At 52.6% G+C, this 25669-nt stretch carries 23 protein-coding genes; 9 read left to right on the top strand and 14 right to left on the bottom strand.

Annotated elements, in window-relative coordinates; translation table 11 throughout:
* Window positions 1-90 precede the first annotated feature (90 nt).
* From VI01_RS06245 to pdeR, 4 genes are all read left to right on the top strand, one after another.
* Complete coding sequence (locus VI01_RS06245) at window positions 91-2025, top strand: exoribonuclease II (RefSeq protein ID WP_045814408.1); 1935 nt, start codon at window positions 91-93, stop codon at window positions 2023-2025.
* A 184-nt stretch (window positions 2026-2209) separates the two neighbouring features.
* Window positions 2210-4276 (top strand): carbon starvation CstA family protein, encoded by a 2067-nt coding sequence (locus VI01_RS06240; protein ID WP_045814407.1) that lies wholly within the window; start codon window positions 2210-2212, stop codon window positions 4274-4276.
* On the top strand, window positions 4269-4565 hold the full coding sequence (locus VI01_RS06235; protein ID WP_038646713.1) for a YbdD/YjiX family protein: 297 nt from the start codon (window positions 4269-4271) through the stop codon (window positions 4563-4565). The genes VI01_RS06240 and VI01_RS06235 overlap by 8 nt, the downstream gene beginning before the upstream one ends.
* Before the next feature lie 156 nt (window positions 4566-4721).
* Entirely contained in the window at window positions 4722-6707 is a 1986-nt protein-coding gene (gene pdeR, locus VI01_RS06230; RefSeq protein ID WP_045814406.1) for a cyclic di-GMP phosphodiesterase, read from the top strand.
* 12 nt (window positions 6708-6719) lie between these two features.
* Here pdeR and VI01_RS06225 read toward each other — a convergent pair whose 3' ends face one another.
* The 3 genes from VI01_RS06225 to araD all read right to left on the bottom strand — a co-directional run bounded on the left by VI01_RS06225 (window position 6720) and on the right by araD (window position 9639).
* Window positions 6720-7586: a crotonase/enoyl-CoA hydratase family protein gene (locus VI01_RS06225; protein WP_034821448.1), complete on the bottom strand. Its 867-nt coding sequence runs from the start codon at window positions 7584-7586 to the stop codon at window positions 6720-6722.
* A 140-nt stretch (window positions 7587-7726) separates the two neighbouring features.
* Window positions 7727-8710, bottom strand: coding sequence for a 2-keto-3-deoxygluconate transporter (gene kdgT, locus VI01_RS06220; RefSeq protein WP_038646709.1), 984 nt, complete (start codon window positions 8708-8710; stop codon window positions 7727-7729).
* Window positions 8711-8940: 230 nt separating this feature from the next.
* Window positions 8941-9639, bottom strand: coding sequence for an L-ribulose-5-phosphate 4-epimerase (araD, locus tag VI01_RS06215; RefSeq protein ID WP_038646707.1), 699 nt, complete (start codon window positions 9637-9639; stop codon window positions 8941-8943).
* 328 nt (window positions 9640-9967) lie between these two features.
* On the opposite strand from araD, the gene osmB reads away from it, so the two are divergent.
* The gene (gene osmB / locus VI01_RS06210) at window positions 9968-10186 is read left to right on the top strand and encodes an osmotically-inducible lipoprotein OsmB (RefSeq protein ID WP_034821457.1); all 219 of its coding nucleotides are present in this window, start codon (window positions 9968-9970) and stop codon (window positions 10184-10186) included.
* Window positions 10187-10254: 68 nt separating this feature from the next.
* Here the strand turns inward: osmB and yciH are convergent, their stop codons facing one another.
* The 5 genes from yciH to pgpB form a co-directional block, all read right to left on the bottom strand.
* Complete coding sequence (gene yciH, locus VI01_RS06205; protein WP_045814405.1) at window positions 10255-10578, bottom strand: stress response translation initiation inhibitor YciH; 324 nt, start codon at window positions 10576-10578, stop codon at window positions 10255-10257.
* Entirely contained in the window at window positions 10578-11285 is a 708-nt protein-coding gene (pyrF, locus tag VI01_RS06200) for an orotidine-5'-phosphate decarboxylase (protein ID WP_045814404.1), read from the bottom strand. The genes yciH and pyrF overlap by 1 nt, the downstream gene beginning before the upstream one ends.
* Window positions 11286-11485: 200 nt before the next feature.
* Entirely contained in the window at window positions 11486-12655 is a 1170-nt protein-coding gene (gene lapB / locus VI01_RS06195; protein ID WP_038646700.1) for a lipopolysaccharide assembly protein LapB, read from the bottom strand.
* Between the two features lie 6 nt (window positions 12656-12661).
* A complete protein-coding gene (locus VI01_RS06190; protein WP_038646699.1) occupies window positions 12662-12967 on the bottom strand; it encodes a LapA family protein in 306 nt (101 codons plus the stop codon).
* Between the two features lie 127 nt (window positions 12968-13094).
* Entirely contained in the window at window positions 13095-13859 is a 765-nt protein-coding gene (gene pgpB, locus VI01_RS06185; RefSeq protein ID WP_045814403.1) for a phosphatidylglycerophosphatase B, read from the bottom strand.
* Window positions 13860-14088: 229 nt separating this feature from the next.
* Here pgpB and ribA point away from each other — a divergent pair, with 229 nt between their 5' ends.
* The gene (gene ribA, locus VI01_RS06180; protein ID WP_034821474.1) at window positions 14089-14682 is read left to right on the top strand and encodes a GTP cyclohydrolase II; all 594 of its coding nucleotides are present in this window, start codon (window positions 14089-14091) and stop codon (window positions 14680-14682) included.
* A gap of 40 nt (window positions 14683-14722) precedes the next feature.
* On the opposite strand, the gene acnA is transcribed toward ribA, so the two are convergent.
* The 5 genes from acnA to topA all read right to left on the bottom strand — a co-directional run bounded on the left by acnA (window position 14723) and on the right by topA (window position 22441).
* Entirely contained in the window at window positions 14723-17404 is a 2682-nt protein-coding gene (gene acnA, locus VI01_RS06175; protein WP_045814402.1) for an aconitate hydratase AcnA, read from the bottom strand.
* 438 nt (window positions 17405-17842) lie between these two features.
* Window positions 17843-18022, bottom strand: coding sequence for a hypothetical protein (locus VI01_RS06170; RefSeq protein WP_034821480.1), 180 nt, complete (start codon window positions 18020-18022; stop codon window positions 17843-17845).
* A 3-nt stretch (window positions 18023-18025) separates the two neighbouring features.
* A complete protein-coding gene (locus VI01_RS24695; RefSeq protein ID WP_071845610.1) occupies window positions 18026-18184 on the bottom strand; it encodes a YmiA family putative membrane protein in 159 nt (52 codons plus the stop codon).
* Window positions 18185-18677: 493 nt separating this feature from the next.
* On the bottom strand, window positions 18678-19652 hold the full coding sequence (gene cysB / locus VI01_RS06165; RefSeq protein WP_034821485.1) for an HTH-type transcriptional regulator CysB: 975 nt from the start codon (window positions 19650-19652) through the stop codon (window positions 18678-18680).
* Between the two features lie 191 nt (window positions 19653-19843).
* Complete coding sequence (gene topA, locus VI01_RS06160) at window positions 19844-22441, bottom strand: type I DNA topoisomerase (RefSeq protein ID WP_045814401.1); 2598 nt, start codon at window positions 22439-22441, stop codon at window positions 19844-19846.
* Between the two features lie 370 nt (window positions 22442-22811).
* Here topA and VI01_RS06155 point away from each other — a divergent pair, with 370 nt between their 5' ends.
* The gene (locus VI01_RS06155; RefSeq protein WP_045814400.1) at window positions 22812-23060 is read left to right on the top strand and encodes a YciN family protein; all 249 of its coding nucleotides are present in this window, start codon (window positions 22812-22814) and stop codon (window positions 23058-23060) included.
* Between the two features lie 26 nt (window positions 23061-23086).
* Here VI01_RS06155 and sohB read toward each other — a convergent pair whose 3' ends face one another.
* Window positions 23087-24133 carry a protease SohB gene (gene sohB / locus VI01_RS06150; protein WP_045814399.1) on the bottom strand — a complete coding sequence of 349 codons (1047 nt, stop codon included), beginning with the start codon at window positions 24131-24133 and terminating at the stop codon, window positions 23087-23089.
* A 174-nt stretch (window positions 24134-24307) separates the two neighbouring features.
* On the opposite strand from sohB, the gene VI01_RS06145 reads away from it, so the two are divergent.
* Window positions 24308-25072, top strand: coding sequence for a YciK family oxidoreductase (locus VI01_RS06145; RefSeq protein WP_045814398.1), 765 nt, complete (start codon window positions 24308-24310; stop codon window positions 25070-25072).
* The gene (cobO, locus tag VI01_RS06140; protein ID WP_045814397.1) at window positions 25069-25656 is read left to right on the top strand and encodes a cob(I)yrinic acid a,c-diamide adenosyltransferase; all 588 of its coding nucleotides are present in this window, start codon (window positions 25069-25071) and stop codon (window positions 25654-25656) included. Before VI01_RS06145 ends, cobO begins: the two co-directional genes overlap by 4 nt.
* The last annotated feature ends 13 nt before the right edge of the window (window positions 25657-25669 follow it).

The following is a 25669-nucleotide window of genomic DNA, read 5'->3' as shown; positions in this document are numbered from 1 at the left end:
TGCGGCTTTTTAGCCTGTTTTGGCCTTGCCGCGCGCCCCTGATTCGCGTAAAACTGTCCACCGCTCTTAGGCCACGAAACTAAATATATTATGTTCCAGGATAACCCGCTGCTCGCGCAGCTGAAAGAGAAGCTTCACGCGCAAACCCCGCGCGCCGAAGGTGTTGTGAAAGGCACGGAAAAAGGCTTTGGCTTCCTTGAAGTCGATGCTCAAAAAAGCTACTTCATTCCCCCTCCGCAGATGAAAAAAGTGATGCACGGTGACCGTATTTCTGCGGTGATCCACACTGATAAAGATCGCGAGAGCGCCGAGCCGGAAACCCTGATTGAGCCATTCCTGAGCCGCTTTGTTGGCCGCGTGCAGAAGAAGGACGATCGTTTATCGATTGTGCCTGACCATCCGCTGCTGAAAGAGGCGATTCAGTGCCGCGCTGCCCGTGACGTGACCCATGATTTTCAGAATGGCGACTGGGCCGTGGGTGAAATGCGCCGCCATCCACTGAAAGGCGATCGCGGATTCTATGCTGAACTGACCGAATTCATTGTCACAGCCGACGATCATCTTGCGCCGTGGTGGGTCACCCTGTCGCGCCATAATCTGGAGCGCGAAGCCCCGAAAGTTGGCTTCGGCGAAATGCTGGATGAGCACTTGCAGCGCGAAGACCTTACCGCGCTCAACTTCGTCACCATCGACAGCGCCAGCACCGAAGATATGGATGATGCGCTGTATGTTGAAGAGCAGGCTGACGGCAATCTGCAGCTGACCATCGCTATTGCCGATCCGACCGCTTACGTGGCAGAAGGCAGCGAGCTAGATAAACTGGCTTCTAAACGCGCCTTCACCAACTATCTACCTGGCTTCAACATCCCGATGCTGCCGCGCGAACTGTCTGATGACATCTGTTCACTGCGTCCAAACGTACGTCGTCCGGCGTTGGCCTGCCGCGTTTCGCTCACGCCAGATGGCAGTGTAGCGGGCGAAGTGCAGTTCTTCGCGGCCTGGATCGAATCCAAAGCCAAGCTGGTTTACGACGAAGTGTCAGACTGGCTGGAAAACGCCGGGAGCTGGCAGCCTGAGAATGAGGCGATTGCCGGGCAGATTCGCTTGTTGCATCGTGTGTGCCTGGCGCGCAGCGAGTGGCGTCAAACTCATGCGCTGGTGTTTAAAGATCGCCCTGATTACCGCTTTGTGCTGGGTGACAAAGGCGAAGTGCTGGATATCATTTCTGAGCCACGTCGCATCGCCAACCGCATCGTTGAAGAATCGATGATTCTGGCTAACGTCTGCGCGGCCAAAGTGCTGCAGGAGAAGCTGGGCTTTGGTATCTATAACCTGCACACCGGTTTCGATCTGGCCAATGCGGAGCAAGCCGCTGGCGTGCTTGCCGGTCACGGTATCACCGTTGATCCACAGGCGATCACCACGCTGGAAGGTTTCCGCCAGCTGCGTCGTGAGCTGGATGCCCAGCCAACTCAGTACCTCGACAGCCGCATTCGTCGCTTCCAGAGCTTCGCTGAAGTCGGCACCGAACCGGGTCCGCACTTTGGTCTGGGTCTCGAAGCCTATGCGACCTGGACATCGCCGATTCGTAAATTCGGCGATATGATCAACCATCGCCTGTTGAAAGCCATTGTGCGCGGCGACAGCATTGCGCGTCCAAAGGACGAGTTCACCACCATTATGAGTGAGCGCCGTCGCCTGAACCGCATGGCTGAACGTGACGTGGGTGACTGGCTGTATGCGCGTTTCCTCGCGCCATATGCCGGGACCGATCGCAAATTCAGCGCCGAGATCATCGATGTGTCTCGTGGTGGTATGCGCGTACGTCTGCTGGAGAACGGCGCCGTTGCCTTTATCCCTGCCCCGTTTATCCACGCGGTGCGTGATGAGCTGGTGTGCTCGCAAGAGAGCGGCACCGTGCAGATTAAAGGCGAAGTCGCTTATCATGTGACCGACATTATCGACGTGACCATTGCCGAAGTGCGTATGGAAACCCGTAGCGTTGTGGCGCGCCCTGCTGCCTGAGCATGAATATCTGCGGGATAACAGCCGTTATCCCGCATTTTTCCCTCTACGTTTTATCTGATGTTAAATTTGCCTTCCGCTTCACACTTCTGATTCGATTCCCTGTCGTTAACAATTCATTACATTACTTTTAACTTGTTGTATCCGATCGCCTATTTTCCCGGTCTCTACAAGGAGTTAACTCATGAACAACGTCAAAACCGGATTGATCTGGTTAGCGGTGGCGTTAATTGGTGCGGGTGCGTTTGCCATGCTGGCCCTCAGCCGTGGCGAACACGTCAACGCCGTCTGGCTGGTTATTGCATCCGTTGCCTGCTACAGCATTGCTTATCGCTTCTACAGCCTGTTTATCGCTAAACGTATTTTCGAACTGGATGACCGTCGCCTCACGCCTGCTGAGCGGCTCAATGATGGTCTCGATTATGTGCCGACCAATAAATGGGTACTGTTCGGCCACCACTTTGCGGCGATTGCCGGTGCGGGTCCCTTAGTTGGGCCGATCCTCGCGGCGCAGATGGGCTTCCTGCCCGGCACCATCTGGATTCTGGTCGGCGTGATGATGGCCGGTGCGGTGCAGGATTTCCTGATCCTGTTCATCTCTACCCGTCGTGATGGTCGCTCGCTCGGCGAAATGGCACGTCAGGAGCTGGGGTCGTTTGCAGGCGTGGTCACCATGCTCGGTGCACTCGGCGTGATGATCATCATCCTGTCGGCGCTGGCACTGGTGGTGGTGAAAGCGCTTGCCAACAGTCCATGGGGGCTGTTTACCATCGCCGCCACCATTCCGATCGCGCTGTTTATGGGCGTCTATATGCGCTATCTGCGCCCCGGCAAGATCGCTGAAGTGTCGATTATCGGCTTTGTGCTGATGATGGCGGCGATTATTTACGGTGGCGATGTGGCAGCCGATCCCTATTGGGGACCGCTGTTCACGCTGAAAGGCACTGAACTGACCTGGGTGCTGGTGATCTATGGCTTTGTCGCCTCGTCACTGCCTGTGTGGCTGCTGCTGGCTCCGCGTGACTACCTGTCAACCTTCCTGAAAATCGGTGTCATTATCGGGCTGGCGGTTGGGATTCTGTTCGCCATGCCGGAACTGAAAATGCCGGCGGTGACCAAATTTATCGACGGTAGCGGGCCGGTGTTCTCCGGTGCACTGTTCCCGTTCCTGTTTATCACGATCGCCTGCGGCGCCATCTCTGGCTTCCACGCGCTGGTCTCCAGCGGCACTACGCCAAAACTGGTTGAGCGCGAAAGTCACATCCGCTTTATCGGCTATGGCGCGATGCTGATGGAATCTTTTGTGGCGATCATGGCGCTGATTTGCGCCTCAGTGCTCGATCCCGGCGTCTATTTTGCGATGAATTCACCCGCAGCACTGATCGGCACCACCGTTGAGAGCGCTTCGCAGGTGATTAACGGCTGGGGCTTTGTCGTCACGCCGGAGATGCTGAGCGGCATCGCGCGCGATGTGGGTGAAAGTACCGTGCTTTCCCGAGCCGGAGGCGCACCGACCTTTGCCGTGGGGATGGCGCACATCATCACCGAGGTATTTAACAGCCGGGTAATGATGGCGTTCTGGTATCACTTCGCCATCCTGTTTGAAGCGCTGTTTATCCTGACGGCGGTCGATGCCGGTACCCGCGCCTGTCGCTTTATGGTGCAGGATTTGGTCGGCACCGTGGTGCCTTCCATGGCCAACAACCGTTCATGGCTGGGCAATATGGCGGGCACCACGGTGGCCGTTGCCGGATGGGGCTTCTTTGTCTACCAGGGTGTGGTCGATCCGCTGGGCGGCATCAATACCCTTTGGCCGCTGTTTGGCATTGGCAACCAGATGCTGGCCTCGATGGCGTTGATTCTCGGCACCGTGGTGCTGTTCAAAATGAAGAAGCAGCGTTACGCATGGGTGACGATTTTACCGACCGCCTGGCTGTTTGTGACCTCCATGACTGCAGGGTGGCAGAAGATTTTCCACGAGAAGCCCTCCATTGGCTTCCTTGCGCAAGCCAACAAGTTCCGTAAAGGGATTGATGAGGGTGTGATTATCGCCCCGGCGAAAACCGTGGCGGACATGCAAACTATCGTGTTTAGCAATCAAATTAACGCGGCCCTGTGTGGCTTCTTTATGCTGGTGGCCGTCACCATGTTGATTGCAGCGTTCTTTGTTATCCGCCGTGCCCTGGGCAGCCAGGTCCCTACCACCCATGAGTCCGAAGTCTCCCTGCGTAAGGAGGTGCGGAATGTCTGAGTCCATTCATCGCTGGAAAAAACCGATTGGTGCCTGGCACATTCAGCATTGCTTACCGATCGCACCCCAGGCTACCGGGCAAACTCTTAATCGCTGGCAACGAATATGGCAGGGATTGAAGCAAAGTTTTCGCTTAATGGTTGGCGTTCACGACTATCAAACTTATCTGAAGCATATGCACGAGCACCACCCCGGGCAAACGCCGATGGATGAGCGAGCCTTTCATCGCTACTGCCTTGAGGCCCGTTTTCCCAGCCAGGCGGGCAAGCTCGGCAAGTGTCCTTGCTGACATTTTTGAGCCCCGATTTTCGGGGCTTTTTCGTGCCATTCTTTAGTGAAAACAAAAATATATTTGGTTTGCATCTTGTGCTAACGCAGGAGGTTGAATACTGTTGCTAAAATAATGAGATACCGCCTGCTCAGCATTTCCCCGGAGGAAGTTTCCATGACCGATGAACAAGGGCAAACGTTGCTATACACCCTGTTTGGCACAACCAGCCCTCATTGGCGTTTAACTTCAGATAGCGATGCTTTGCATTTTGCCGAAGATGAGAATGCCAATACCAATTTGGCGGTTCCATTAACCCCCGCGCAGGCCAGTTTGCTGCGTGCGATGACGGTGATCACTTCCAGTATCAACCTGACCCTCTCCCTGCGCGGTGCGCCGGTGCCTATGCACTTTGTCGGCCGCAAGGTGAACCAATCAACATGGGCTGGTACCTCTTCCGCCTGGGGTGATACCTCCTCCGTGGCGCGTGATTTAACACTCGGATTGTCTTTTGCTGAACAAGTGGTCTCCGAAGCAAACTCGGTGATTGTGATCCTCGATCAACGTGGGAATATTCAGCGATTCAATCGCTTAAGCGAAGAGTACACCGGTCTGAAAGAGCAGGAAGTGATCGGCCGTAACGTGTTTCAACTGTTTATGACCAAGCAGGAGGCGCAGGCTTCACGGCGCAACATTTCGGGTTTCTTCCGCGATGGCAATTCTTATGAAGTGGAACGCTGGATCAAAACCAAAAAAGGTCAGCGACTGTTTCTGTTTCGTAATAAGTTTGTGCACAGCGGTAGCGGGAAAAATGAAATTTTCCTCATCTGTTCTGGAACCGACATCACAGAAGAGCGACGCGCTCAGGAACGCTTACGTGTTCTCGCCAACACCGATACGGTGACCGGTTTACCGAACCGCAATGCCATCCATCAACAAATTAGTCTGGCACTGGAATTAGCCAATGGCAGTCAAACTGGCGTGGTTTATCTCGATCTGGACAATTTTAAGAAGGTGAACGACGCCTACGGCCATATGTTTGGCGACCAACTGCTGCAAGCGGTCTCCCTCGCCATTCTCAGCTGTCTGGGCAAAGATCAGACGCTGGCCCGTCTTGGTGGTGATGAGTTCGTGGTACTGGCAGAACATACCAGTCAGGCTGCGCTGGAAGCCATGGCATCACGTATTCTTGAGCGCCTGCGTCAACCCTTCCGCGTCGGTTTGATAGAAGTCTACAGCGGTTGCTCGATTGGCATTGCCCTGGCCCCGCTGCATGGCGAGGATCGGGAAAGTCTGATCCGCAACGCCGATACCGCGATGTATCACGCCAAAGAGAATGGGCGCGGCAAATTCTGCGTGTTCGCCAACGAGATGAATCAGCGTGTTTTCGAATACTTGTGGCTTGATACCAACCTGCGTAAAGCACTGGAACTGGAGCATCTGGTGGTGTATTACCAGCCAAAATTAGATCGTGACGGCGAAGTGCGCAGCGCAGAAGCATTGGTGCGCTGGAATTCCGTAGAGCGCGGTCTGGTGCCGCCTGGCGACTTTATCTCGTATGCTGAAGAATCGGGCCTCATCGTGCCGCTTGGCCGCTGGGTGATGCTGAACGTTCTGCAACAAATTATTCAGTGGCGCAGCGAGGGAATTTACCTGCGCGTTGCCGTTAATGTTTCAGCTAAACAATTGATTGACCAAAGTATTTATACCGATTTAAAGCAGGCGCTGAACGAAGCTGGTCTCACTGATTGTCCTATTGATATCGAGCTCACCGAAAGCTGCCTGATTGAGAACGAAGCCGGTGCACTCACGCTGATGAAGCAGTTCCAGGAACTGGGTGCTCAGGTTCATCTTGATGACTTTGGTACCGGTTATTCCTCGCTTTCCCAGTTGGCTCGCGTGCCCATTGATGCAATCAAACTGGATCAAAGTTTCGTACGTAACATCAACAAACAACCCGTGGCGCAATCGTTGGTTCGTGCCATTGTCGCCGTGGCCAAAACCCTCGATCTGCAAGTCATTGCGGAAGGAATTGAAACCAAAGCCGAAGAGAAGTTTGTTATGACCAACGGTGTCGATGGGCGTCAGGGTTATTATTATGCAAAACCAATGCCCGCAGAACAGCTCGGGCATTGGCTGGCTAAGCATCCTGCCCGCGTTTAACGCTGCTCTCGATTATCCGGCTTTGCGCAGGGATGCGCTATGACGGTTCTGTAGTTGCACCAGTCGTTCCATGTAAGCAATGTCTTTAGGCTCCAGTGTGAAGGCGTAATCCACCCAATCTTCCGTGATATCCATCAGCTCTGCTCGTGAGAGTTGCAGCACGCGCTGGCGCGCTTTCAGCATGGCTCTCACACCATTCAGCTTCGGACGCAAGGTATCGATAAAGGTACGCGTGGTGCGGTAGGCATCGCCTGGCTGGAAGACTTTATCCACCAGACCGCGCGTCTCATACCACTCCGCGCTATGCGACTCCCCTTCACAGATCAGCTCTTCGGCCAGCTTCATGCCAGAACGACGTGCCACCAGTGAATAGCCGCCCATGCCAGGGAACAGGTTAAACGCGATCTCCGGGAACCCCATCCGTGCAGAGTTCTGCGCCAGAATGAAGTGATGGGCCAGCGCGGCTTCAAAGCCACCACCCAATGCACTACCTTCAATCATCGCCAGCGTCACCGCTCCGGTATCAAACCCCCGCGCTGCCGAATGGATGCAATCCACGCAGGCGCGCGCATAGGCCCGCAACGCTTCACGACGGTTGTTACGAATGCACTCCACAAAGAAACGCAAATCGCCACCAGCGTTGAACATCTGCGGCACCAGCGAACCCGTCACCCAAAAATCAATCGGCAAACCCGAACGCTGAGCGGCATAGCTCAGATTCATGATTTCCTCGATTAATTCGTGGTTGAAACTGGGCCGTGGCTGCGCACGCAGCATCATCCACATGGTGTGTCGGCCCTCCTCATAATAGGCCGCCAGCTGGGTAGTTTGTCCGACTTCGGTAAACAATCTGCAAGTTGGTTGGTTAATTACTGTCATAGTCTCATCCTCTAGTTATGTGATGCGTTAAACGCAACATCAGCGTAATCCAGAGTGAGGCCAGACCAAATGAGAGATTGATTTATAAAGTAAAATCCAGAGATATCCCCGACCATAGGGCCGGGGAAAGATAAGCAGGCTTACTTGATGGCAGCGCGCTGTCCCACCGCCACATGAGAACGCTTAACGCGTTTCGAATAGACGGCGGTGATAATCGGCACTAATACAGAAGTCACAATAACGGATGTCGCTACCAGTGCAGTCGCTGCAGGAGCGACCGGTTTAAACTGAGGCAACATCTCTGCAATCAGTACCGGCGTGGCCACTGCCGCGCCTGCGGTGCTGGAGGCTGCGATCCCCGCCGTGCCATCACCACCACCTATCAAGCGGTCGGCAATAATCAGTGGAATACCGGTGATGATGATGACTGCTACACCGAGCAATACGCCCAACAAACCGGTTTGTGCAATCACGGCCAAATCGATGGTGTTACCCAAAGCGAAGGCAAAGAACGGAATCAAGGTATGAACGGCTTTGCCGAAGAACTCGCGTAATTCCGGGTCAAGATTGCCAAGCGCGAAACCGACAATAAAGGGCAACACCGCGCCAACAAACACGTGTGGTTCAAACGAAGCAATGCCTGCAGTCCCCAGGATCACCATGGTCATCAGCGGACCCGATTCCAGCGACATCAGCACAAACGCGCCGGCTTCTTCTTTTGAACCGTATTGCTGCATGATGGAGGCATAAAGGCCGCCATTGGTCATGTCCATGGCAGCAACCAATGCCAGTGTGGATAAACCGGCGAACATACCGACTTCTACGCCATTTTCCGGCATCATGCGGGATGCCACGGCAGCCACGACCCAGGCAACCGCGATTTTGGTTAATACCAGGGTGCCAGATTTACGCAGCACGGTTCCGGTTGCGCTGAGTTTGATCGATGCCCCCATACAGAAGAACCATACCGCCAGAATCGGCACAGTGCCCGTCATCAGGCCGTTAGTAAAAGAGCCAAAGTATTTTCCTGCGCCGGGTGAAAATGTGTGGCAAAGCGCGCCCAAAAACAGCGGGATTAACATCATACCGCCTGGAATCTTATCGATTGCACGTTTGATATGCATAGTTGTGTCACCTTTACTGAGCCAGAAGGAGGTGCGTTATCGTTCGCCGGATGGCATGGCAGGCAAGATAACCACTGACAGTCAGGAAAAAAGTGATCGAATCGATATTAATGAAACGCTGTTTTATTTTTATAGGTTAGGCATTTCTTTTTTATGATGTGCATCGCCATACCAGTGCTAAATGGCAAAAAATTAAGGCGCCCTCAGGCGCCTCAATAAAGTTTCAATGTTCAATTCTGCCCGTACCAGGCATTCTTGCCATGTTTACGCAGATAATGCAGATCGAGTAAATTCTGCGAAATCGGAGGCAGTTCGCTGCGCAGTTGTTCCGTGTGAAGTGCCATGTAAGCCACTTCTTCCAGCACCACCGCACTGTGCACAGCTGCAGCTGCATCTTTACCCCAGGCAAAGGGGCCGTGCGAGTTGACCAGCGCAGCAGGGATGTCGGCTGGCTTAATGCGGCGTTGAGCAAAGCTTTCAATAATCACCTGCCCGGTGTTCCATTCATACTCTTGCTGTATCTCTTCACGCTTCATCGCACGCGTACAGGGAATGGTGCCGTAGAAATCATCCGCGTGCGTTGTCCCCAGCGCCATAATGTCGCGCCCGGCCTGCGCCCAAATTGTGGCGTGGCGTGAATGGGTATGTACGATGCCACCAATCTCCGGCCAGGCGAGATACAGCGCGCGATGGGTGGCCGTATCGGATGATGGGCGAAGCGCCCCTTCCACCACCTTGCCGCTCGCTAACTCCACAACCACCATATCGTCGCGCTGCATATTCTCGTATTTCACACCCGAAGGTTTGATCACCAGCAGGCCATGGTCGCGGTCAATGGCGCTGACGTTACCCCAGGTAAAAGTGACCAGGTTATAGCGCGGTAAGTCAAGGTTGGCTTCCAGCACCTGCTGCTTGAGCAATTCCAGCATAATTATTTCTCCTGCGAACTGTGATAGCTGAATTGTGCTGAACGAGCAGAGAAAACGTTATGGAGCGAATCGCTGTAAAAGCAGCGGAAAGTCGCTGAGACCGGAGAAGTGTGGCGTGAATTCAGAATTTTCTATCTTCGCGGCATTTAGCTTTGCTTCAGGTGGCTAAAGTCAGGAGCGGTACGGTTTCTACCGGTTAATTCGCCCATTAAAGCGCTGTATACAGGCATCAAAGTGAGCAATGAATGACACGCTGGGATGACGTACTTCGTTGCGCAACAACTATACTTACAAGGTTGCCTCTGTACATACAATCAAGGAGAAAGAGATGACGACAACAATGAAACGTATGACCGTTGCGGTATTAGCTGCCACCCTGGTTGTTGCCTTGAGTGGTTGTTCGAACTGGTCAAAACGCGACCGTAATACCGCCATTGGCGCGGGTGCGGGTGCAATCGGTGGTTCTGTTCTGACTAACGGAAGTGCACTCGGTACCGTGGGTGGTGCAGCCGTTGGCGGTATTATCGGCCATCAGGTTTCTAAATAACGATAAAGATTCAGGCTACGCAGCGCATCTACAGCATCACGGGCCGCACAGTGTGCGGCCCGTTTTTATTAACCGCCGGCTAATTTAACCTTCATGCCTTTGGCTTCAAGTAGCGCTTTTAAGAGATCGCGTTTATCGCCTTGAATCTCGATGACGCCTTCTTTGAGTGACCCACCACAGCCACACTTCTTCTTCAGTTCTGCCGCCAGTTTAGTGAGCGCATCATCATCCAGATCAATACCCGTAATCAGGCAGACGCCTTTGCCTTTACGGCCGCTGGTCTGGCGTTGAATACGCACTATGCCATCTCCTTGCGGGCGCGGCGCTTTTTCTTCTTCCTGTGCGATACGGCCAGTTTCAGTGGAGTAAACCAGTCGGTTGTCCTGAGCCATTAGGCCTCCTGTAAACTTTGCAGGATAGTGTGCAGCGTTGCAGCCGGATCATTTGATTGGGTGATCGGACGCCCAATCACCATGTAATCCACGCCAGCCAGTTTTGCCTGCTGCGGCGTCATGATACGGCGTTGATCGCCCGCATCACTGCCTTCCGGACGAATACCTGGTGTCACCAGCGCGAAATCCTGACCCAACACCTGTTTAAAGTGCGCAGCTTCCTGAGCGGAACAGACCACGCCATCCAAGCCACACTCACGCGTCAGGCGAGCGAGACGTTCTGCCTGCTCTGCGGGAGAAAGCGTAATGCCGAGACCTCTGAGATCGTCTTCATCCATGCTGGTCAGTACAGTTACCGCAATCAGCAACGGCGCATCGCTACCAAAAGGCAGCAGCGCTTCACGAGCCGCATTCATCATCCGCGCTCCGCCACTGGCGTGAACATTGACCATCCACACACCGAGATCGGCAGCAGCGGCTACCGCATGCGCGGTAGTATTGGGAATATCATGAAACTTCAGATCGAGAAAAACGTCAAAACCACGCGACTGCAGTGTTTTCACCAGCGACGGGCCAAATAGCGTAAACATCTCTTTGCCGACTTTCAGGCGGCACTGGCTCGGGTCAATGCGGTCCACAAACTGCAGTGCGCTGTCGAGATTATGATAGTCGAGTGCCACCAGAATCGGTGAAGTGGTTACAGGCATAACGTTTCCTCAAAGGCAGGCACCCGCAGGCGCAATGGACAAACGGCAAGCATTCTACCCGTGCGTGCCCTTCCCGACAATCTCACAGCGCGGTTAATACCGATGATAGACTGAACGCTGCACAATGCTGCAGTTTCGGTTGATGAATCAGCCCAATAGTATGTTGTAACTATCTAACAGGATAAATAAAAAAACGGCCGTTACTGGCCGTCGAGTCCACGAATCGGTTTCACCGAAGACCATGCGCGACAGGATGGGCAATGCCAATAAAGCGCATGTGCGGTAAATCCACACTTCTGGCAGCGATAGCGCGGTTTAGTGCGAATCTGTTCACCGACCATATCACGCAGCACCATCAGGCTCTCTTTGGCACGACCGTCTTCTGCTTCGTGCAGGTGGAAATCCATCAAGCGATGGAACACGCGCATGGTCGGATGGCGCTGCAACTGGCGGTTGATATACAGCTGCGCCGCTTCCGGGCCCTGCTGCTGTTCAAGGATGTCAGAAAGGTACAGTTCAGCGGCCGCGCCGGTATTCTCTTCGACGCAGCGTTGTAAAAACTGAGCCCAATCTTCAGGCTGATTCAGTCGCTGATAGCAGGTTTCGAGCATCGATAAGGTTTCGCTCACCAGCTCTTTATCTTGATCCAGTACGCGCTGCAGGCGAGCCGTTGCTTTGGCGTATTCCCCCTGCTCCATAAATATGCGTCCCATCATGATGGAAACGCGTGCACTCTGGTGATCGGCCGATTCGCCTTTCTTCAGCAACGTCATGGCGCGATCCAGATCGTCACTGCTCAATGCCTGTAGCGCAAGCTCACAGTAAAAATGGGCAATTTCACCCTTCTGCTTGTCTTTGCCCAGCTTGACCAATCTTTCCGCCACTTCGATTGCTTTCTGCCAGTCACTGGTTGCCTGATGTATCAGTAGAAGTTGCTGTAATGCACCGATGCGGAAGTCGGTTTCATCAATCAACTGGCTAAACATGTCTTCAGCGCGGTCGTACAACCCTGCGGCCATGTAATCACGTCCCAACTGCTGAATCGCCAGCAGGCGTTGTTCATAGCTCAGGGAAGCGCTTTCCATCAGCGATTGGTGGATACGGATGGCGCGGTCAACTTCGCCGCGTGATCGGAACAGATTGCCGAGCGTCAGATGGGCTTCGACTGTGCCGCTGTCCTCCTTCAGCATATCCAGAAAGAGATCGACAGCTTTGTCCTGTTGATTGGAAAGCAGAAAGTTTACACCGGCAACGTATTCACGTGACAGGCGATTCGCTTCCTGTTGCTTATCCTGATGTGCACTTCGGCGGCCCATGTACCAGCCATATGCCGCAGCAACAGGAAGAAGCAAAAACAGCAATTCAAGCATCGAAACTTAATCCCGACGACCAGCAGTGGAAGAATTTGTCACAGCCGTTGATTGTTCATTCTGCGCTTGCATGCGTTTCAGCTTGCGCTGCGCGTGAGCGAGAGAAACACGTATCCGCAACCAGAAAAGACCGCAAATTGCCCATCCGAGCAGGAATCCGGCACCAAACAGGCTCGCCAGCAATGTGGAGATGCGGAATTCACCCTGCGCCAGCAGATAGTTAAAAGTGACGATTTGGTCGTTATGCGCTCCAAGCGTGACGGAGATGATAAAAATGACCAAAACCACGAGAAAAATCAGCAAATATTTCACAATGCGTCCTGTCGTGAGGTTATCCAGTAGAAGTATGCCAAAAAAGTGCCGTCGATGCTGCTTATCAGCACATCACTTAGCGCATTTTCCGTAAGCGCAATCAATCATATGGGGTCGCGCGCGAAAATTACAATGCATCATCACGCTGTGCGATCTCCTGCTGCTCTTCGCGCGGCACCGTAAGCGGACCACAAAAACGCTGCGCCAGCCATGTGGCCACCGTAACCAGCAGCCAGGAAATCAGAGTGGCCACCACCAAATCGCGCGGCCAATGCATGCCCAGCAGCAAACGACTGCCCATGACCATGGTGGCCCAGGCAAACAGCACCACCACGGTCACTATGTGCCGCCGTGGCCAGAGTAAGCCAATCACCAACAATGCCCAACTGGCGGCAAACATGGTATGTCCCGAAGGAAAGGCAAAGCCCGTTTCATACGCCCAGTGGTTTTTCAGCCATTGCGGCAGTTGAGTATCGTTAGCCAATAATGTCGACACTAACTGACTGCGCCCCTGACGGTTCTGCTGATAAAACGCCGCTTCATCAATACCGTGGCTCTTCTCCAGCCAAACGACATAAGGACGCGGTTCCTGTACCTGCTCTTTAATGAAAGATTTGGTGTACTGACCGACAAGAATTGCGCCATTCATGAAGATAATCAGCAATATGGCGGGTTTAAGCCGGAAGCGTAAGCACCATAAAACCCAGGTGCTGAGGATAATACTGGTCAATATACCCCAGGGGCTGGTGACGGTTTCTGTCATCCAGAAAAGCACCCGCAAAAACGCGCTACTCTCACCTGGCTGCCATTGCCAGCCAGAGAGCCAGACAGCAACGGGCATGACTAATAATAAAAGCATTCCCAGGGTGGTTCGCTGCGCAATTTTTAACATCCGTTTCCTTTTAGATCCGTGGGTAATCGCGTGGGTGGCATAACTTTAGCTGAAAAAAGAATAACATACCCGTTGCGGCTTAGATAATTGTGCTTTATCACTACAATAACTCTGACTGATTAACGGCCCGGGTACAGGTTGTGGCACAATATTGTCAGTTTTGTCGGGCCAGTCGGGCCCGTGCGTTATCATGATGATAGCGCATCCTCTGAAGGTTCTGGAGAGTCACATGCAGCTTAAACGGGTAGCAGAAGCCAAACTGCCCACGCCATGGGGAGATTTCCTGATGGTTGGTTTTGAAGAACTGGCAACTGGCCAGGATCATGTCGCGCTGGTTTACGGTGATGTTAGCGACCACAATCCAGTGCTGGCGCGCGTTCACTCTGAGTGTCTAACCGGTGATGCGCTGTTCAGTCTGCGCTGCGATTGTGGTTTTCAGCTGGAAGCAGCGCTCACCGCTATCGCTGAAGAAGGCCGTGGCGTGCTGTTATATCACCGCCAGGAAGGCCGTAATATCGGTCTGTTGAACAAGATCCGCGCCTACGCTTTGCAAGACAAAGGTTACGACACCGTGGAAGCGAATCATCAGTTGGGCTTTGCCGCCGATGAGCGCGATTTCACCCTGTGTGCAGATATGTTCAAACTGTTGGGCGTCAATGAAGTCCGCCTGCTGACGAACAATCCACGCAAAGTTGAGATCCTGAGCGAAGCGGGAATTAATATTGTAGAACGCGTGCCGTTAGTGGTTGGGCGCAACCCCAAAAATGCTCACTACCTTGATACCAAGGCAGAAAAAATGGGCCATCTGCTGCCAAAAGCGTAATGCAGATAGCAAAAAGCCGGGAAATCTCCCGGCTTTTTCTTTAGTTCAGCATATTACGTATCACATAATGCAATATGCCGTCGTTCTGGTAATAGGTCAGCTCATTGCCGGTATCGATACGACACCGGGTTTCCAGCGTCTCTTTTTTACCATCGACGCGCGTCAGGGTGACATTCACAGTACAACCGGGTTTCAACTGTGAAAGGTTTTCGACATCAATAAACTCCTCCCCGGTTAATCCCAATGTTTTGCGCGTGACGCCAGCGGGGAATTCCAGCGGCAGGATCCCCATGCCGATCAGGTTAGAGCGGTGGATACGCTCGAACGACTCAGAAATGACCACGCGCACACCTTGCAAACGTGGGCCTTTCGCAGCCCAGTCGCGGCTGGAACCTGAGCCATACTCCTTCCCGGCGATCACTGCCAGTGGCACACCTTCTGCCTGATATTTCATGGCCGCATCGTAAATCGCCAGCTGTTCATTGCTGGGGAAGTGTTTGGTGTATCCCCCTTCCACGCCCGGCACCATTTCATTTCGAATACGAATATTTGCAAAGGTCCCGCGCATCATCACTTCGTGGTTACCACGACGCGAACCGTAGGAGTTGAAATCGGTACGCTCAACACCATGCGACAGCAAATAGCGTCCAGCAGGACTTTCCGCTTTAATACTGCCAGCCGGTGAGATGTGGTCAGTGGTGACAGAATCACCCAACATTGCCAGAATGCGCGCGCCTTTAATATCCTTGACCGGTTCCGGCGTTTTGCCCATATCGTCAAAGAACGGCGACAGGCGGATGTATGTCGATCCCTCATCCCAGTCATAGGTTGCGGCTTCACTCACTTTGATTTGCTGCCATTCCGGCGTACCGTCAAAGACCTCCGCATACTCTTTATGGAACATATCGCTGGTCACTTTCTGCACTGCGTCGGCAATCTCTTCAGGTGATGGCCAGATATCCTGCAGGTAGACATCGTTGCCTTGTCTATCCTGCCCGATGGGATCGTTCTGCAGGTTGAGCTTCATGTTACCGGCCAACGCATAAGCCACCACCAGCGGCGGCGATGCAAGCCAGTTCGTTTTCACCAGCGGATGGATGCGCCCTTCGAAGTTACGGTTACCCGATAGCACGGCACCCACGGTCAGATCGCCTTCTTTGATGGCACTCTCGATTTCATCTGGCAATGGGCCCGAATTACCAATGCAGGTGGTGCAACCATACCCCACCAGATTGAAGCCTAATTCATCCAGATATGGCGTCAGCTGGGCCACCGCGAGGTAATCCGACACCACTTTTGATCCCGGTGCCAGCGACGCTTTCACCCAGGGTTTGCGCATCAATCCGCGCTCAACTGCATTTTTCGCCAGCAGACCCGCCGCCATTAAGACGCTGGGGTTGGATGTGTTGGTACAAGAGGTGATGGCCGAAATAACCACCGCGCCGTCTTCCAGCTGATAGTTATCGCCGGTCTCGCTGTCACGATAAGTGACGGTCTTGTGCGCTTTCTGCGCATGATTGACTTCGAGTTCGTTGCTGGCATCAAAAGCGGCGGGCACATCACCTAAGGAGACACGATCCTGCGGACGTTTTGGACCCGCAAGGCTGGATTCAACGTTTGCCATGTCCAGTGCCAGTGAGCTGGTAAACCGTGGTTCGTCGCCCGGATTTCGCCACATCCCTTGTTGCTTAGCATAAGCTTCGACTAACTCGACTTGTTCGGCATCACGCCCGGTCAGGGTCATGTAGCTCAGGGTCACTTCATCAATCGGGAAGAAACCGCAGGTGGCACCATATTCCGGTGCCATATTGGCGATAGTTGCGCGATCGGCGAGCGGCAAATCGGCCAGGCCATCACCGTAAAATTCAACGAATTTGCCCACCACACCATGCTTGCGCAGCATTTGCGTCACGGTTAAAACCAGGTCGGTTGCAGTGATGCCAGGACGCAGTTTGCCGGTGAGTTTGAAACCGACAACGTCGGGGATCAACATAGACACGGGCTGCCCTAACATGGCGGCTTCGGCTTCAATACCGCCGACACCCCAGCCTAATACACCCAGCGCGTTGATCATCGTGGTATGGGAGTCTGTGCCGACTAAGGTATCAGGATAAGCGACCTCTTTACCCTCTAGCGTTTCATGCCAGACGGATTTCCCCAGATATTCCAGGTTAACCTGATGGCAGATACCGGTGCCGGGCGGCACTACGCGGAAGCGGTTAAACGCTTTTTGCCCCCAGCGCAGGAAAACGTAGCGTTCGTGGTTGCGCTCCATCTCCAGACGCACGTTTTCTTCGAAGGCGTCTTCATCCCCAAAATGGTCAACAGTCACCGAGTGGTCAATAACCAAATCGACCGGCGATAAGGGGTTAACTTTGGCCACATCGCCGCCGAGGCGTTTTACCGCTTCACGCATCGCCGCTAAATCGACTACCGCTGGCACGCCAGTAAAATCTTGCATCAACACGCGCGCGGGGCGATAGGCAATTTCCCGGTCAGCATGAGCATCTTTCTGCCAGCCAACCAGAGCCTGAATATCTTCAGCGGTCACGGAATCCTCATCCTGCCAGCGCAGGAGGTTTTCCAGCAACACCTTCATTGATTTGGGTAAGCGATCGATATTACCCAATTGCTGGGCAGCTTTTGGCAGGCTGTAGTAATGATATTTTTTTGCCCGAACGTCCAGCGTATCCTGACTGTGCTCCCGTAACGTTAACGACATAGCTCCTCCTTTTATGGGCCTCTCTTTTAAACCTCAATAACCACAAGGTTTAGCTTAAAGATAGACCACAATTTCGTTAACGATTTGATAACAACACGAAATGACACATAAAGGCACAAAGAAAAATGCCCCGACGTTTGTCAGGGCATTAATAGAAGTCAGTACAATTTGAGTTATTGGATTAGATCATTGCCCACACGGCCGCGGCCCAAAATGCAAAGGAAAAGGCATAAACGCCGAACCATGAAAAAGTCGTTGTATTCATCGAGTCACTCCCTCCCGGATTCCGGGCAAAAAAAGTCCACCGTCTTCAGCGTTGTACTGATGACACCGTTTTTTGAATGCTGAGTGTTAAAGGACGGGCTTTTAAAATGCCCACCGGATAATCCGGTAAAGAGAGGTATGGATGTCTATATATAGAACAGAACGCAGACTGCGTTATTTCGACTTCGGATCCATGAACGATTCGATAAAGTTACGCTGGTTTTCACTCAGTTCCCACGACGCAGGAATCGCCACGGGCTGTTCAACGCTCTTTACTTCTTTCGCTTTGCACGCTGACGTGTTCGGCTGACGCGCAGAAACCGGAGACTTACGGCTGAGTGTATTTGCCCACATGGCTTAACCCCACATACGCCAAATCATCAATGCCACCACTACCCAGAACAGTGCTGAAGCAGCGAAGACGGTCAACCAAGCCTTGCGACGCACATTACCAGAGCGCTCAACCTTGGCGGTTTTAGTACGAAAATCTTGTTGTACAGTCAGTCTAGTATTCATAGTTTTTGATAATCACTCTCAATAAAACGATTGTTGATAACGATTAAGATTTAGGACGAATCCTAAACTTGTTAAGTCCGAAAATCCAGTTATTTTTATTGAGTACAACGATTAACGCTATTTATCAAAACCCAAAATATTGATGAGATAAATTTAATTACTGATCAAACTATTCATCAAATAACTACTTTGTAAATTTGGGTTAAAACAAATTTAGTGCCATTCTAAATTTGAGTTTAATTTTAAGGACCAGACTAAAAGCCCTTTCTCATCAGTTGATAACTGGAGTATGGGAATATTCCTGGCGGTCCGCAAAGCGGCAGCGTAAATTTTGTGTACTGTTTCTCATTTAAGAAATAACAATGAAAAAACATGTGATCGATGTTTCATTTACAAAAAAATAATGAAATTTTTTGAGATTCTTGTGGCGCTAACGAGGGGGGTATTCACAAGATGCCCACTGGACACCTTGTGAAAATAATGAGTTAGGGGATTATTTAAAAGGTAACTTGATATCGCGGAACATCGCTTCGATATCTTCATTTGAACGCAATGCGACCGCGGCATCCACGACATCACGGGTTAAATGCGGTGCAAAACGTTGAATAAAATCATACATATAGCTTCGAAGGAAAGTGCTACGCCTAAAGCCAATTTTGGTCGTGCTATTGGTAAAAATTTCTGAAGCTTCGATTCGCACCAGGTCCGGATCGGAAACCGGGTCCACCGCCATACTGGCAATCACTCCCACGCCCAAGCCCAGACGCACATACGTTTTGATGACATCAGCGTCGGTGGCGGTAAAGACGATACGTGGTGTTAATCCTGCACGATTAAACGCAGTATCCAGCTCTGAGCGGCCAGTGAAGCCAAAGGTATAGGTCACGAGCGGGAAATCGGCCAACTCTTCAATCGTTACATTCGATTTGCCTGCCAGCGGGTGATCTGGCGTGACGACAATCGCGCGGTTCCAGTGATAGCAAGGCAACATAATCAGGTCGTCGTACAAATGCAGCGCTTCAGTCGCAATCGCAAAGTCAGCATTCCCCTTCGACACGGCTTCAGCAATTTGCGTCGGCGAGCCCTGATGCATATGCAGCGAAACGCGCGGGTAACGCTCGATAAACCCTTTGATCACACCAGGCAAGGCATAACGCGCCTGAGTATGTGTGGTCGCCACATACAGCGAGCCTTTATCAGGCCAGGTGTGCTCACCCGCGACAGACTTAATCGCATCCACTTTGGATAATACTTCGCGAGCAATTCGGATGATCTCTTCACCCGCTGGCGTAACCTGAGTGAGATGCTTCCCACTACGCGCAAAAATCTGCACGCCGAGTTCATCTTCCAGCATACGCACTTGCTTACTGATGCCCGGTTGTGAAGTATAGAGACCTTCAGCGGTGGAGGAGACGTTGAGGTTGTGATTAACCACCTCGACGATGTAACGCAACTGCTGCAATTTCATAGTTATATCTTCCCGGTAGCGACAGAGGGTCATCCCTGCAGGCGTGTTTCCGCCTTAATTAAGGTATAGGGAGGGAAAGCATGTCAGCGAAACGAAAAAAGCTATAACCACTATATCAGTTAACGTAAGAATGTAGAACGATTAGCTATAAGGATGAGGAAAAGGCCAGCAGAAGCTGGCCTTGAGGGGAATTACTTCTTCGCTTCCTGCCACTTACCGTCGATATAGAACATCGACCAGCCAGTCGCTTTGCCCTCCTTCTCGGAGGAAACATACTGCTGCTTAGTTTTACGGCTAAAACGCACTAACGTTTTATTGCCTTCCGGATCCGCCGCTGGCGCTTCCGCCAGGTATTTCAGCTTCTCAGGCAGACGGTCAGCAAAACGTTGCAGCTCTTCCACCAGCGGCGCACGCGTTTCACGCGATTTCGGGAAGGTGTTGGCCGCCAGGAATACCCCTGCCGCACCGTCACGCAATACAAAGTAGGCATCTGACTTTTCACACGCCAGCTCAGGCAACGGCACCGGATCTTCCTTCGGTGGTGCAACTTCACCATTGCGCAGAATCTTGCGAGTGTTTTTACACTCGTCGTTGGTGCAGGCCATGTATTTACCGAAGCGCCCCATTTTCAGGTGCATTTCAGAACCACACTTTTCACACTCTACGATCGGGCCGTCATAACCTTTGATGCGGAATTCGCCCTGTTCGATTTCGTAGCCGTCACATTCCGGGTTGTTACCACAGACATGCAGCTTACGCTGATTGTCGATCAGGTAGCTGTCCATCGCGGTGCCACACTTCTGGCAACGACGACGGGCACGCAACGCATTGGTTTCAGCATCATCGCCTTCCAGTACGTTAAGAACTTCGTTTTCCGGAATCAGATTGATGGTCTGTTTGCAGCGTTCTTTGGGTGGCAGCGCATAACCGGAGCAGCCGAGGAACACACCGGTACTGGCGGTACGGATACCCATTTGGCGGCTACAGGTCGGGCAGTCGATCGAGGTCAGCACCATCTGGTTCGGCTGCATGCCGCCCTCTTCAGGCTCTTTCTCGGCCTGACCTAACTGCTGGCTGAAATCGCTGAAGAAGGAATCCAGCACCGCTTTCCACTGCGCTTCGTTATTGGCGACCTGGTCAAGACTGTCTTCCATGCGTGCTGTGAAGTCATAATTCATCAGCTCACGGAAATTCTGTTCCAGACGATCGGTGACGATTTCACCCATCTTTTCAGCATAGAAGCGGCGGTTTTCTACCCGCACGTAACCGCGATCCTGAATGGTGGAAATAATTGAGGCATAGGTCGATGGACGGCCGATACCCCGTTTTTCCAACTCACGGACCAAGGAAGCTTCGCTGAAGCGGGCTGGCGGCTTGGTGAAGTGCTGGCTTGGCATCAGCTCCTTCAGGTCAAGCATATCGCCGACATTGACCGGTGGCAGCGTCAAGTCTTCATCGTTTTTACGCAGGGCTGGCATCACTTTTGTCCAGCCATCGAAACGCAAGGTGCGGCCTTTCGCTTTCAGTTTAAAGTCTGCTGCACCCACCGTCAGGGTGGTGGAGTCATACTGCGCAGGCACCATCTGGCAGGCCACAAACTGACGCCAGATCAGCTGGTACAGTTTCTGCGCATCAGCTTCCATATCTTTCAGCTGTTCTGCCTGAATATTGACATCCGAAGGACGGATCGCTTCGTGTGCTTCCTGCGAATTCTCTTTACTGGCGTAGGTGATCGGTGATTCTGGCAGATACTTTTTACCAAAACTCTGCTCGACAAAGCCGCGCGCCATCGCCACCGCATCCTGACTCAGGTTGGTGGAGTCAGTACGCATATAGGTGATGTGACCCGCTTCGTAGAGACGTTGCGCCATCATCATGGTTTTCTTCACGCCAAAACCGAGACGTGTACTCGCCGCTTGTTGCAATGTCGAGGTAATAAAAGGCGCAGACGGTTTACTGCTGGTCGGTTTGTCTTCACGATCCAGCACTTCGTAACGCGCGTTTTCCAGCACGGATACCGCAGCATAAGTTTGCTCGCGATTAACCGGACGGAACGCTTTATCGCCCTGATGCGTGACTTGCATCGCCAGCGCGTCGCCTTTCGGCGTAGAGAAATCCGCATCGATTTCCCAATACTCTTCCGGCACGAACGCTTTAATTTCGTGTTCGCGCTCAACCACCAGTCGCACAGCCACAGACTGAACACGACCCGCAGACAAACCACGGGCAATTTTCTTCCACAGCAGCGGGGAAACCATGTAACCCACCACGCGGTCCATAAAGCGACGCGCCTGCTGTGCATTAACACGCTCAATATTCAGTTCGCCCGGTTTTTCAAACGCCTGGCGAATCGCATTTTTGGTGATTTCGTTGAACACCACACGGCTAAACCGCTTGTCATCGCCACCGATCACTTCCCGCAGGTGCCAGGCAATGGCCTCCCCTTCGCGGTCAAGGTCCGTTGCGAGGTAGATGTGGTCAGCATCGGCGGCGAGGCTTTTCAGTTCGGCTACGACTTTTTCTTTACCCGGCAGAATCTGATAGTCCGCTTCCCAGCCATGCCAGGGATCGACACCCATGCGACTGACCAATGCGGCCTTCTCATCCTTCTTAACCTTTTTTCCTGTTTTCGCCTTTTCCCCGTCGGTAGTTTTACGGGCAGTTGAACCGCTGGTCGGCAAATCACGGATATGACCGACGCTGGATTTCACCACGTAGTCATTACCGAGGTATTTATTGATTGTTTTGGCCTTTGCCGGGGACTCAACGATTACGAGTGCTTTACCCATATGTACCTTTACCTAATTGAAACGTCCTGATAAACGGGAGAGGATTCGGTGCCCCAAAACCCAACGGGTTCAATATTGCTGCCAACTTTTCACATTTCAAGGCAGCGGGGATAATCTCAGGTCAGATTGCATCGACTTATGCAACTTTATGATTAGAAGCGGGTTTTCCATCTGACAGCACCACACATCCGGGTGTGATCTCCCTGAAAGCTGAATCGCCCACACTCTACCTGATAAAATCCGTTACGCAACTTAATTAGCATTCTGATTAATTTTGCGCCAGTTTTGCTGACGGACGTTGATTTGATGAACAGCCCAACTCGCTAGTAATATAGAAGGAGAACGATTGCTGTCAAAAAAGAGGTGAACAATGTCAGTAGAAACGGAATCCATTTCACGCCAGGCGTTACTGGAATTAGCCAATCAAATGATCAAGCAGCACGACGATTATTTAGCCGGGATGGAAGCCAATGACGTGACACAGCAGGGCAACGTTTTGGTGTTTCGTGGCCCCTGGTTCCTGGATGATGAAGGCCTGCCGAGCGCGAAAACTACCGCCGTGTTTAACGTGTTTAAATCCCTTGCCGTTGAACTCTCCTCACGCTATCACCTGGCATAAAAAAGCCCGGCATTTGCCGGGCTCGCTTACAACAGCGGCTTATCACCGCGCTGCCATATTTTCAGAATTAACCGCTCGGCCGCCAGACTGGCGCTGTTGGTGAAACGGTCCATCATTTTCTTCTTCCGTGCATAGTGCACACCCAACACATTGAATCGGTCCATCTGTTTGATGATTAACGCATCGCTGGTGCCGATTTCATCAATCAGGCCTAAATCCAGCGCCTGGCGTCCATACCAGTGTTCACCAGTGGCCACTTTTTCCAAATCCAATGTTGGGCGCATCTGCTGAACGAACTCTTTGAACAGCAGATGAGTTTCGTTGAGATCTTCCTGGAACTTCTCACGGCCTTCGTCGGTGTTTTCACCAAACAAGGTCAGCGTGCGCTTATATTGACCCGCAGTGTGCAGTTCAACGTCAATATCATTGCGTTTCAGCAGGCGGTTGAAGTTGGGGATCTGCGCGACCACACCAATTGAGCCAATAATGGAGAAAGGCGCCGCAACAATACGGTCCGCAACACAAGCCATCATATAGCCACCGCTCGCCGCCACTTTATCGACGACTGCGGTCAACTGCAGGCCCGCGTCACGCAGGCGCTGCAACTGAGATGCGGCCAGGCCATAACCGTGCACCACGCCACCCGGACTTTCCAGACGCAGCAAGACTTCATCTCCCGGCACTGCCACCGCCAGCACAGCGGAAATTTCCTCACGTAAAGAGCTGACTTCACCCGCATCCATGCTGCCTTTAAACTCCAGCACGTAGAGAGTGGATTTAGTGGCTTCGCTCACTCCGGCTTTGGCATTGCGCTTCTCGATTTTGGCTTTTTGCTTCTCTTCTTTTTTATGCTGCTTCAGCCACACTTTTTGCGCCTGTGGCTTCATCTTCGCCAACTGCAGGTCTTCCTTCATTTCACGATAATCATCGTCGAGATGAGTCAAGCGCAGTTGACCACCGCTGTGGCGTTTACGCATCGCGGCATTGAGCACAATAAGAACAATAGTTGCGAACGCCACCACCACGGTGACGGCCTTGGCCAGAAATAATCCATAACTGGAGAGTAAATCCATTCTGCCGCCTTATTAAACAGTGAATTACAAACAAAGGCTGAGTTTAACCGCTTTAGCGACTTTCGTCGCCTGAAATGCCCGCAGGCGGCACAGATTGCGAGGCGCGATGATTGCACCTGACGCCAAATTGAGGCATAAAGCCAAAAACCCTCTGACCTGCCAAAGGACATCGCTGTGCATTATCAACCGAAAAGCGATCTGCTGGAAAATCGCATTATCCTCGTGACCGGTGCTTCAGACGGCATTGGCCGTGAAGCAGCACTGACTTATGCGCGCTACGGCGCACGTGTCATTTTGCTGGGCCGCAATGCCGAGACGCTGCAACAAACGGAACATGCCATCAATCAACTGAATAAGCAGCCCGCATCACATTTGCTGCTGGACTTGTCGCATGCCACACCAGAAAACTGTGCCGAGGTGGCCAATCAGATTGCCGCTTTGGTGCCAAGGCTCGATGGTGTGCTGCACAATGCCGGGATTCTGGGTGAAATCGTCCCGCTGGCTGAACTCGATCCTCAGGTCTGGCGCCAGGTGATGCAGATCAATCTTGACGCCACCTTCTACTTAACTCAGGCATTGCTGCCGCTACTGCTAAAATCAGACGCCGGTTCACTGGTGTTTACCACGTCCAGCGTGGGTCGCACCGGCCGTGCGGGATGGGGAGCCTATGCGGTGTCGAAGTTCGCCACCGAAGGCATGATGCAGGTGCTGGCCGATGAGTATAAAAATCGCCATCTTCGGGTGAATTGCATCAATCCTGGTGGCACCCGCACTAAAATGCGTGCCAGCGCTTTCCCGGAAGAAAATGCCAGTTTACTGAAAACGCCTGCCGATTTGATGCCGCTTTATCTTTATTTAATGGGCGATGATAGCCGTCGCAAAACCGGCATCAGTTTTGATGCACAGCCGGGACGCAAACCGGGGCCTGCCAGCGCATGAGTGACCGTCATCAGCAGCGACAGCAGCGTTTAAAAGAACAGGTTGATGCGCGCATTACCGCCGCGACAGAAGCGCGCGGCATTTTGATGGTGTTCACCGGCAATGGCAAAGGCAAAACCACCGCCGCCTTTGGTACAGCTTTACGCGCTTGCGGACACGGTAAAAACGTTGCCGCCGTGCAGTTTATTAAAGGTGAATGGCCAAATGGTGAGCGCAATTTGCTGGAGCAGCATGGCGTGGAATTTCAGGTGATGGCCACCGGCTTTACCTGGGATACCCAGAATCGGGAGACCGATACCACCGCCTGCCAACAAGTTTGGCAACAGGCAAAACGTATGCTTGCCGATGAGCATGTGGATTTAGTGATCCTCGATGAAATCACCTACATGGTCAGCATGGATTATCTGGATCTGGATGAACTGGTGCGCGTGCTGGTACAACGTCCGGTTCAGCAAAGTGTGATTATCACTGGTCGCGGCTGCCATCGAACCTTGCTGGAGATGGCGGATACCGTGACCGAGATGCGCCCGGTTAAGCATGCGTTTGATGCAGGCATTCAGGCTCAGCAGGGAATAGATTGGTAAAACAGTGACGCCG

Source organism: Pantoea sp. SM3, from assembly GCF_000963995.1.
Lineage (GTDB): Bacteria > Pseudomonadota > Gammaproteobacteria > Enterobacterales > Enterobacteriaceae > Pantoea > Pantoea rwandensis_B.
Note: the sequence above shows the minus strand (reverse complement) of the source record. Positions and strands in the feature narration are given on the sequence as shown.

Coding starts and splice junctions, on each gene's coding strand:
- VI01_RS06245 (WP_045814408.1), top strand. CDS start 91: ATGTTCCAGGATAACCCGCTGCTCGCGCAGCTGAAAGAGAAGCTTCAC.
- VI01_RS06240 (WP_045814407.1), top strand. CDS start 2,210: ATGAACAACGTCAAAACCGGATTGATCTGGTTAGCGGTGGCGTTAATT.
- VI01_RS06235 (WP_038646713.1), top strand. CDS start 4,269: ATGTCTGAGTCCATTCATCGCTGGAAAAAACCGATTGGTGCCTGGCAC.
- pdeR (WP_045814406.1), top strand. CDS start 4,722: ATGACCGATGAACAAGGGCAAACGTTGCTATACACCCTGTTTGGCACA.
- VI01_RS06225 (WP_034821448.1), bottom strand. CDS start 7,586: ATGACAGTAATTAACCAACCAACTTGCAGATTGTTTACCGAAGTCGGA.
- kdgT (WP_038646709.1), bottom strand. CDS start 8,710: ATGCATATCAAACGTGCAATCGATAAGATTCCAGGCGGTATGATGTTA.
- araD (WP_038646707.1), bottom strand. CDS start 9,639: ATGCTGGAATTGCTCAAGCAGCAGGTGCTGGAAGCCAACCTTGACTTA.
- osmB (WP_034821457.1), top strand. CDS start 9,968: ATGACGACAACAATGAAACGTATGACCGTTGCGGTATTAGCTGCCACC.
- yciH (WP_045814405.1), bottom strand. CDS start 10,578: ATGGCTCAGGACAACCGACTGGTTTACTCCACTGAAACTGGCCGTATC.
- pyrF (WP_045814404.1), bottom strand. CDS start 11,285: ATGCCTGTAACCACTTCACCGATTCTGGTGGCACTCGACTATCATAAT.
- lapB (WP_038646700.1), bottom strand. CDS start 12,655: ATGCTTGAATTGCTGTTTTTGCTTCTTCCTGTTGCTGCGGCATATGGC.
- pgpB (WP_045814403.1), bottom strand. CDS start 13,859: ATGTTAAAAATTGCGCAGCGAACCACCCTGGGAATGCTTTTATTATTA.
- ribA (WP_034821474.1), top strand. CDS start 14,089: ATGCAGCTTAAACGGGTAGCAGAAGCCAAACTGCCCACGCCATGGGGA.
- acnA (WP_045814402.1), bottom strand. CDS start 17,404: ATGTCGTTAACGTTACGGGAGCACAGTCAGGATACGCTGGACGTTCGG.
- VI01_RS06170 (WP_034821480.1), bottom strand. CDS start 18,022: ATGTGGGCAAATACACTCAGCCGTAAGTCTCCGGTTTCTGCGCGTCAG.
- VI01_RS24695 (WP_071845610.1), bottom strand. CDS start 18,184: ATGAATACTAGACTGACTGTACAACAAGATTTTCGTACTAAAACCGCC.
- cysB (WP_034821485.1), bottom strand. CDS start 19,652: ATGAAATTGCAGCAGTTGCGTTACATCGTCGAGGTGGTTAATCACAAC.
- topA (WP_045814401.1), bottom strand. CDS start 22,441: ATGGGTAAAGCACTCGTAATCGTTGAGTCCCCGGCAAAGGCCAAAACA.
- VI01_RS06155 (WP_045814400.1), top strand. CDS start 22,812: ATGTCAGTAGAAACGGAATCCATTTCACGCCAGGCGTTACTGGAATTA.
- sohB (WP_045814399.1), bottom strand. CDS start 24,133: ATGGATTTACTCTCCAGTTATGGATTATTTCTGGCCAAGGCCGTCACC.
- cobO (WP_045814397.1), top strand. CDS start 25,069: ATGAGTGACCGTCATCAGCAGCGACAGCAGCGTTTAAAAGAACAGGTT.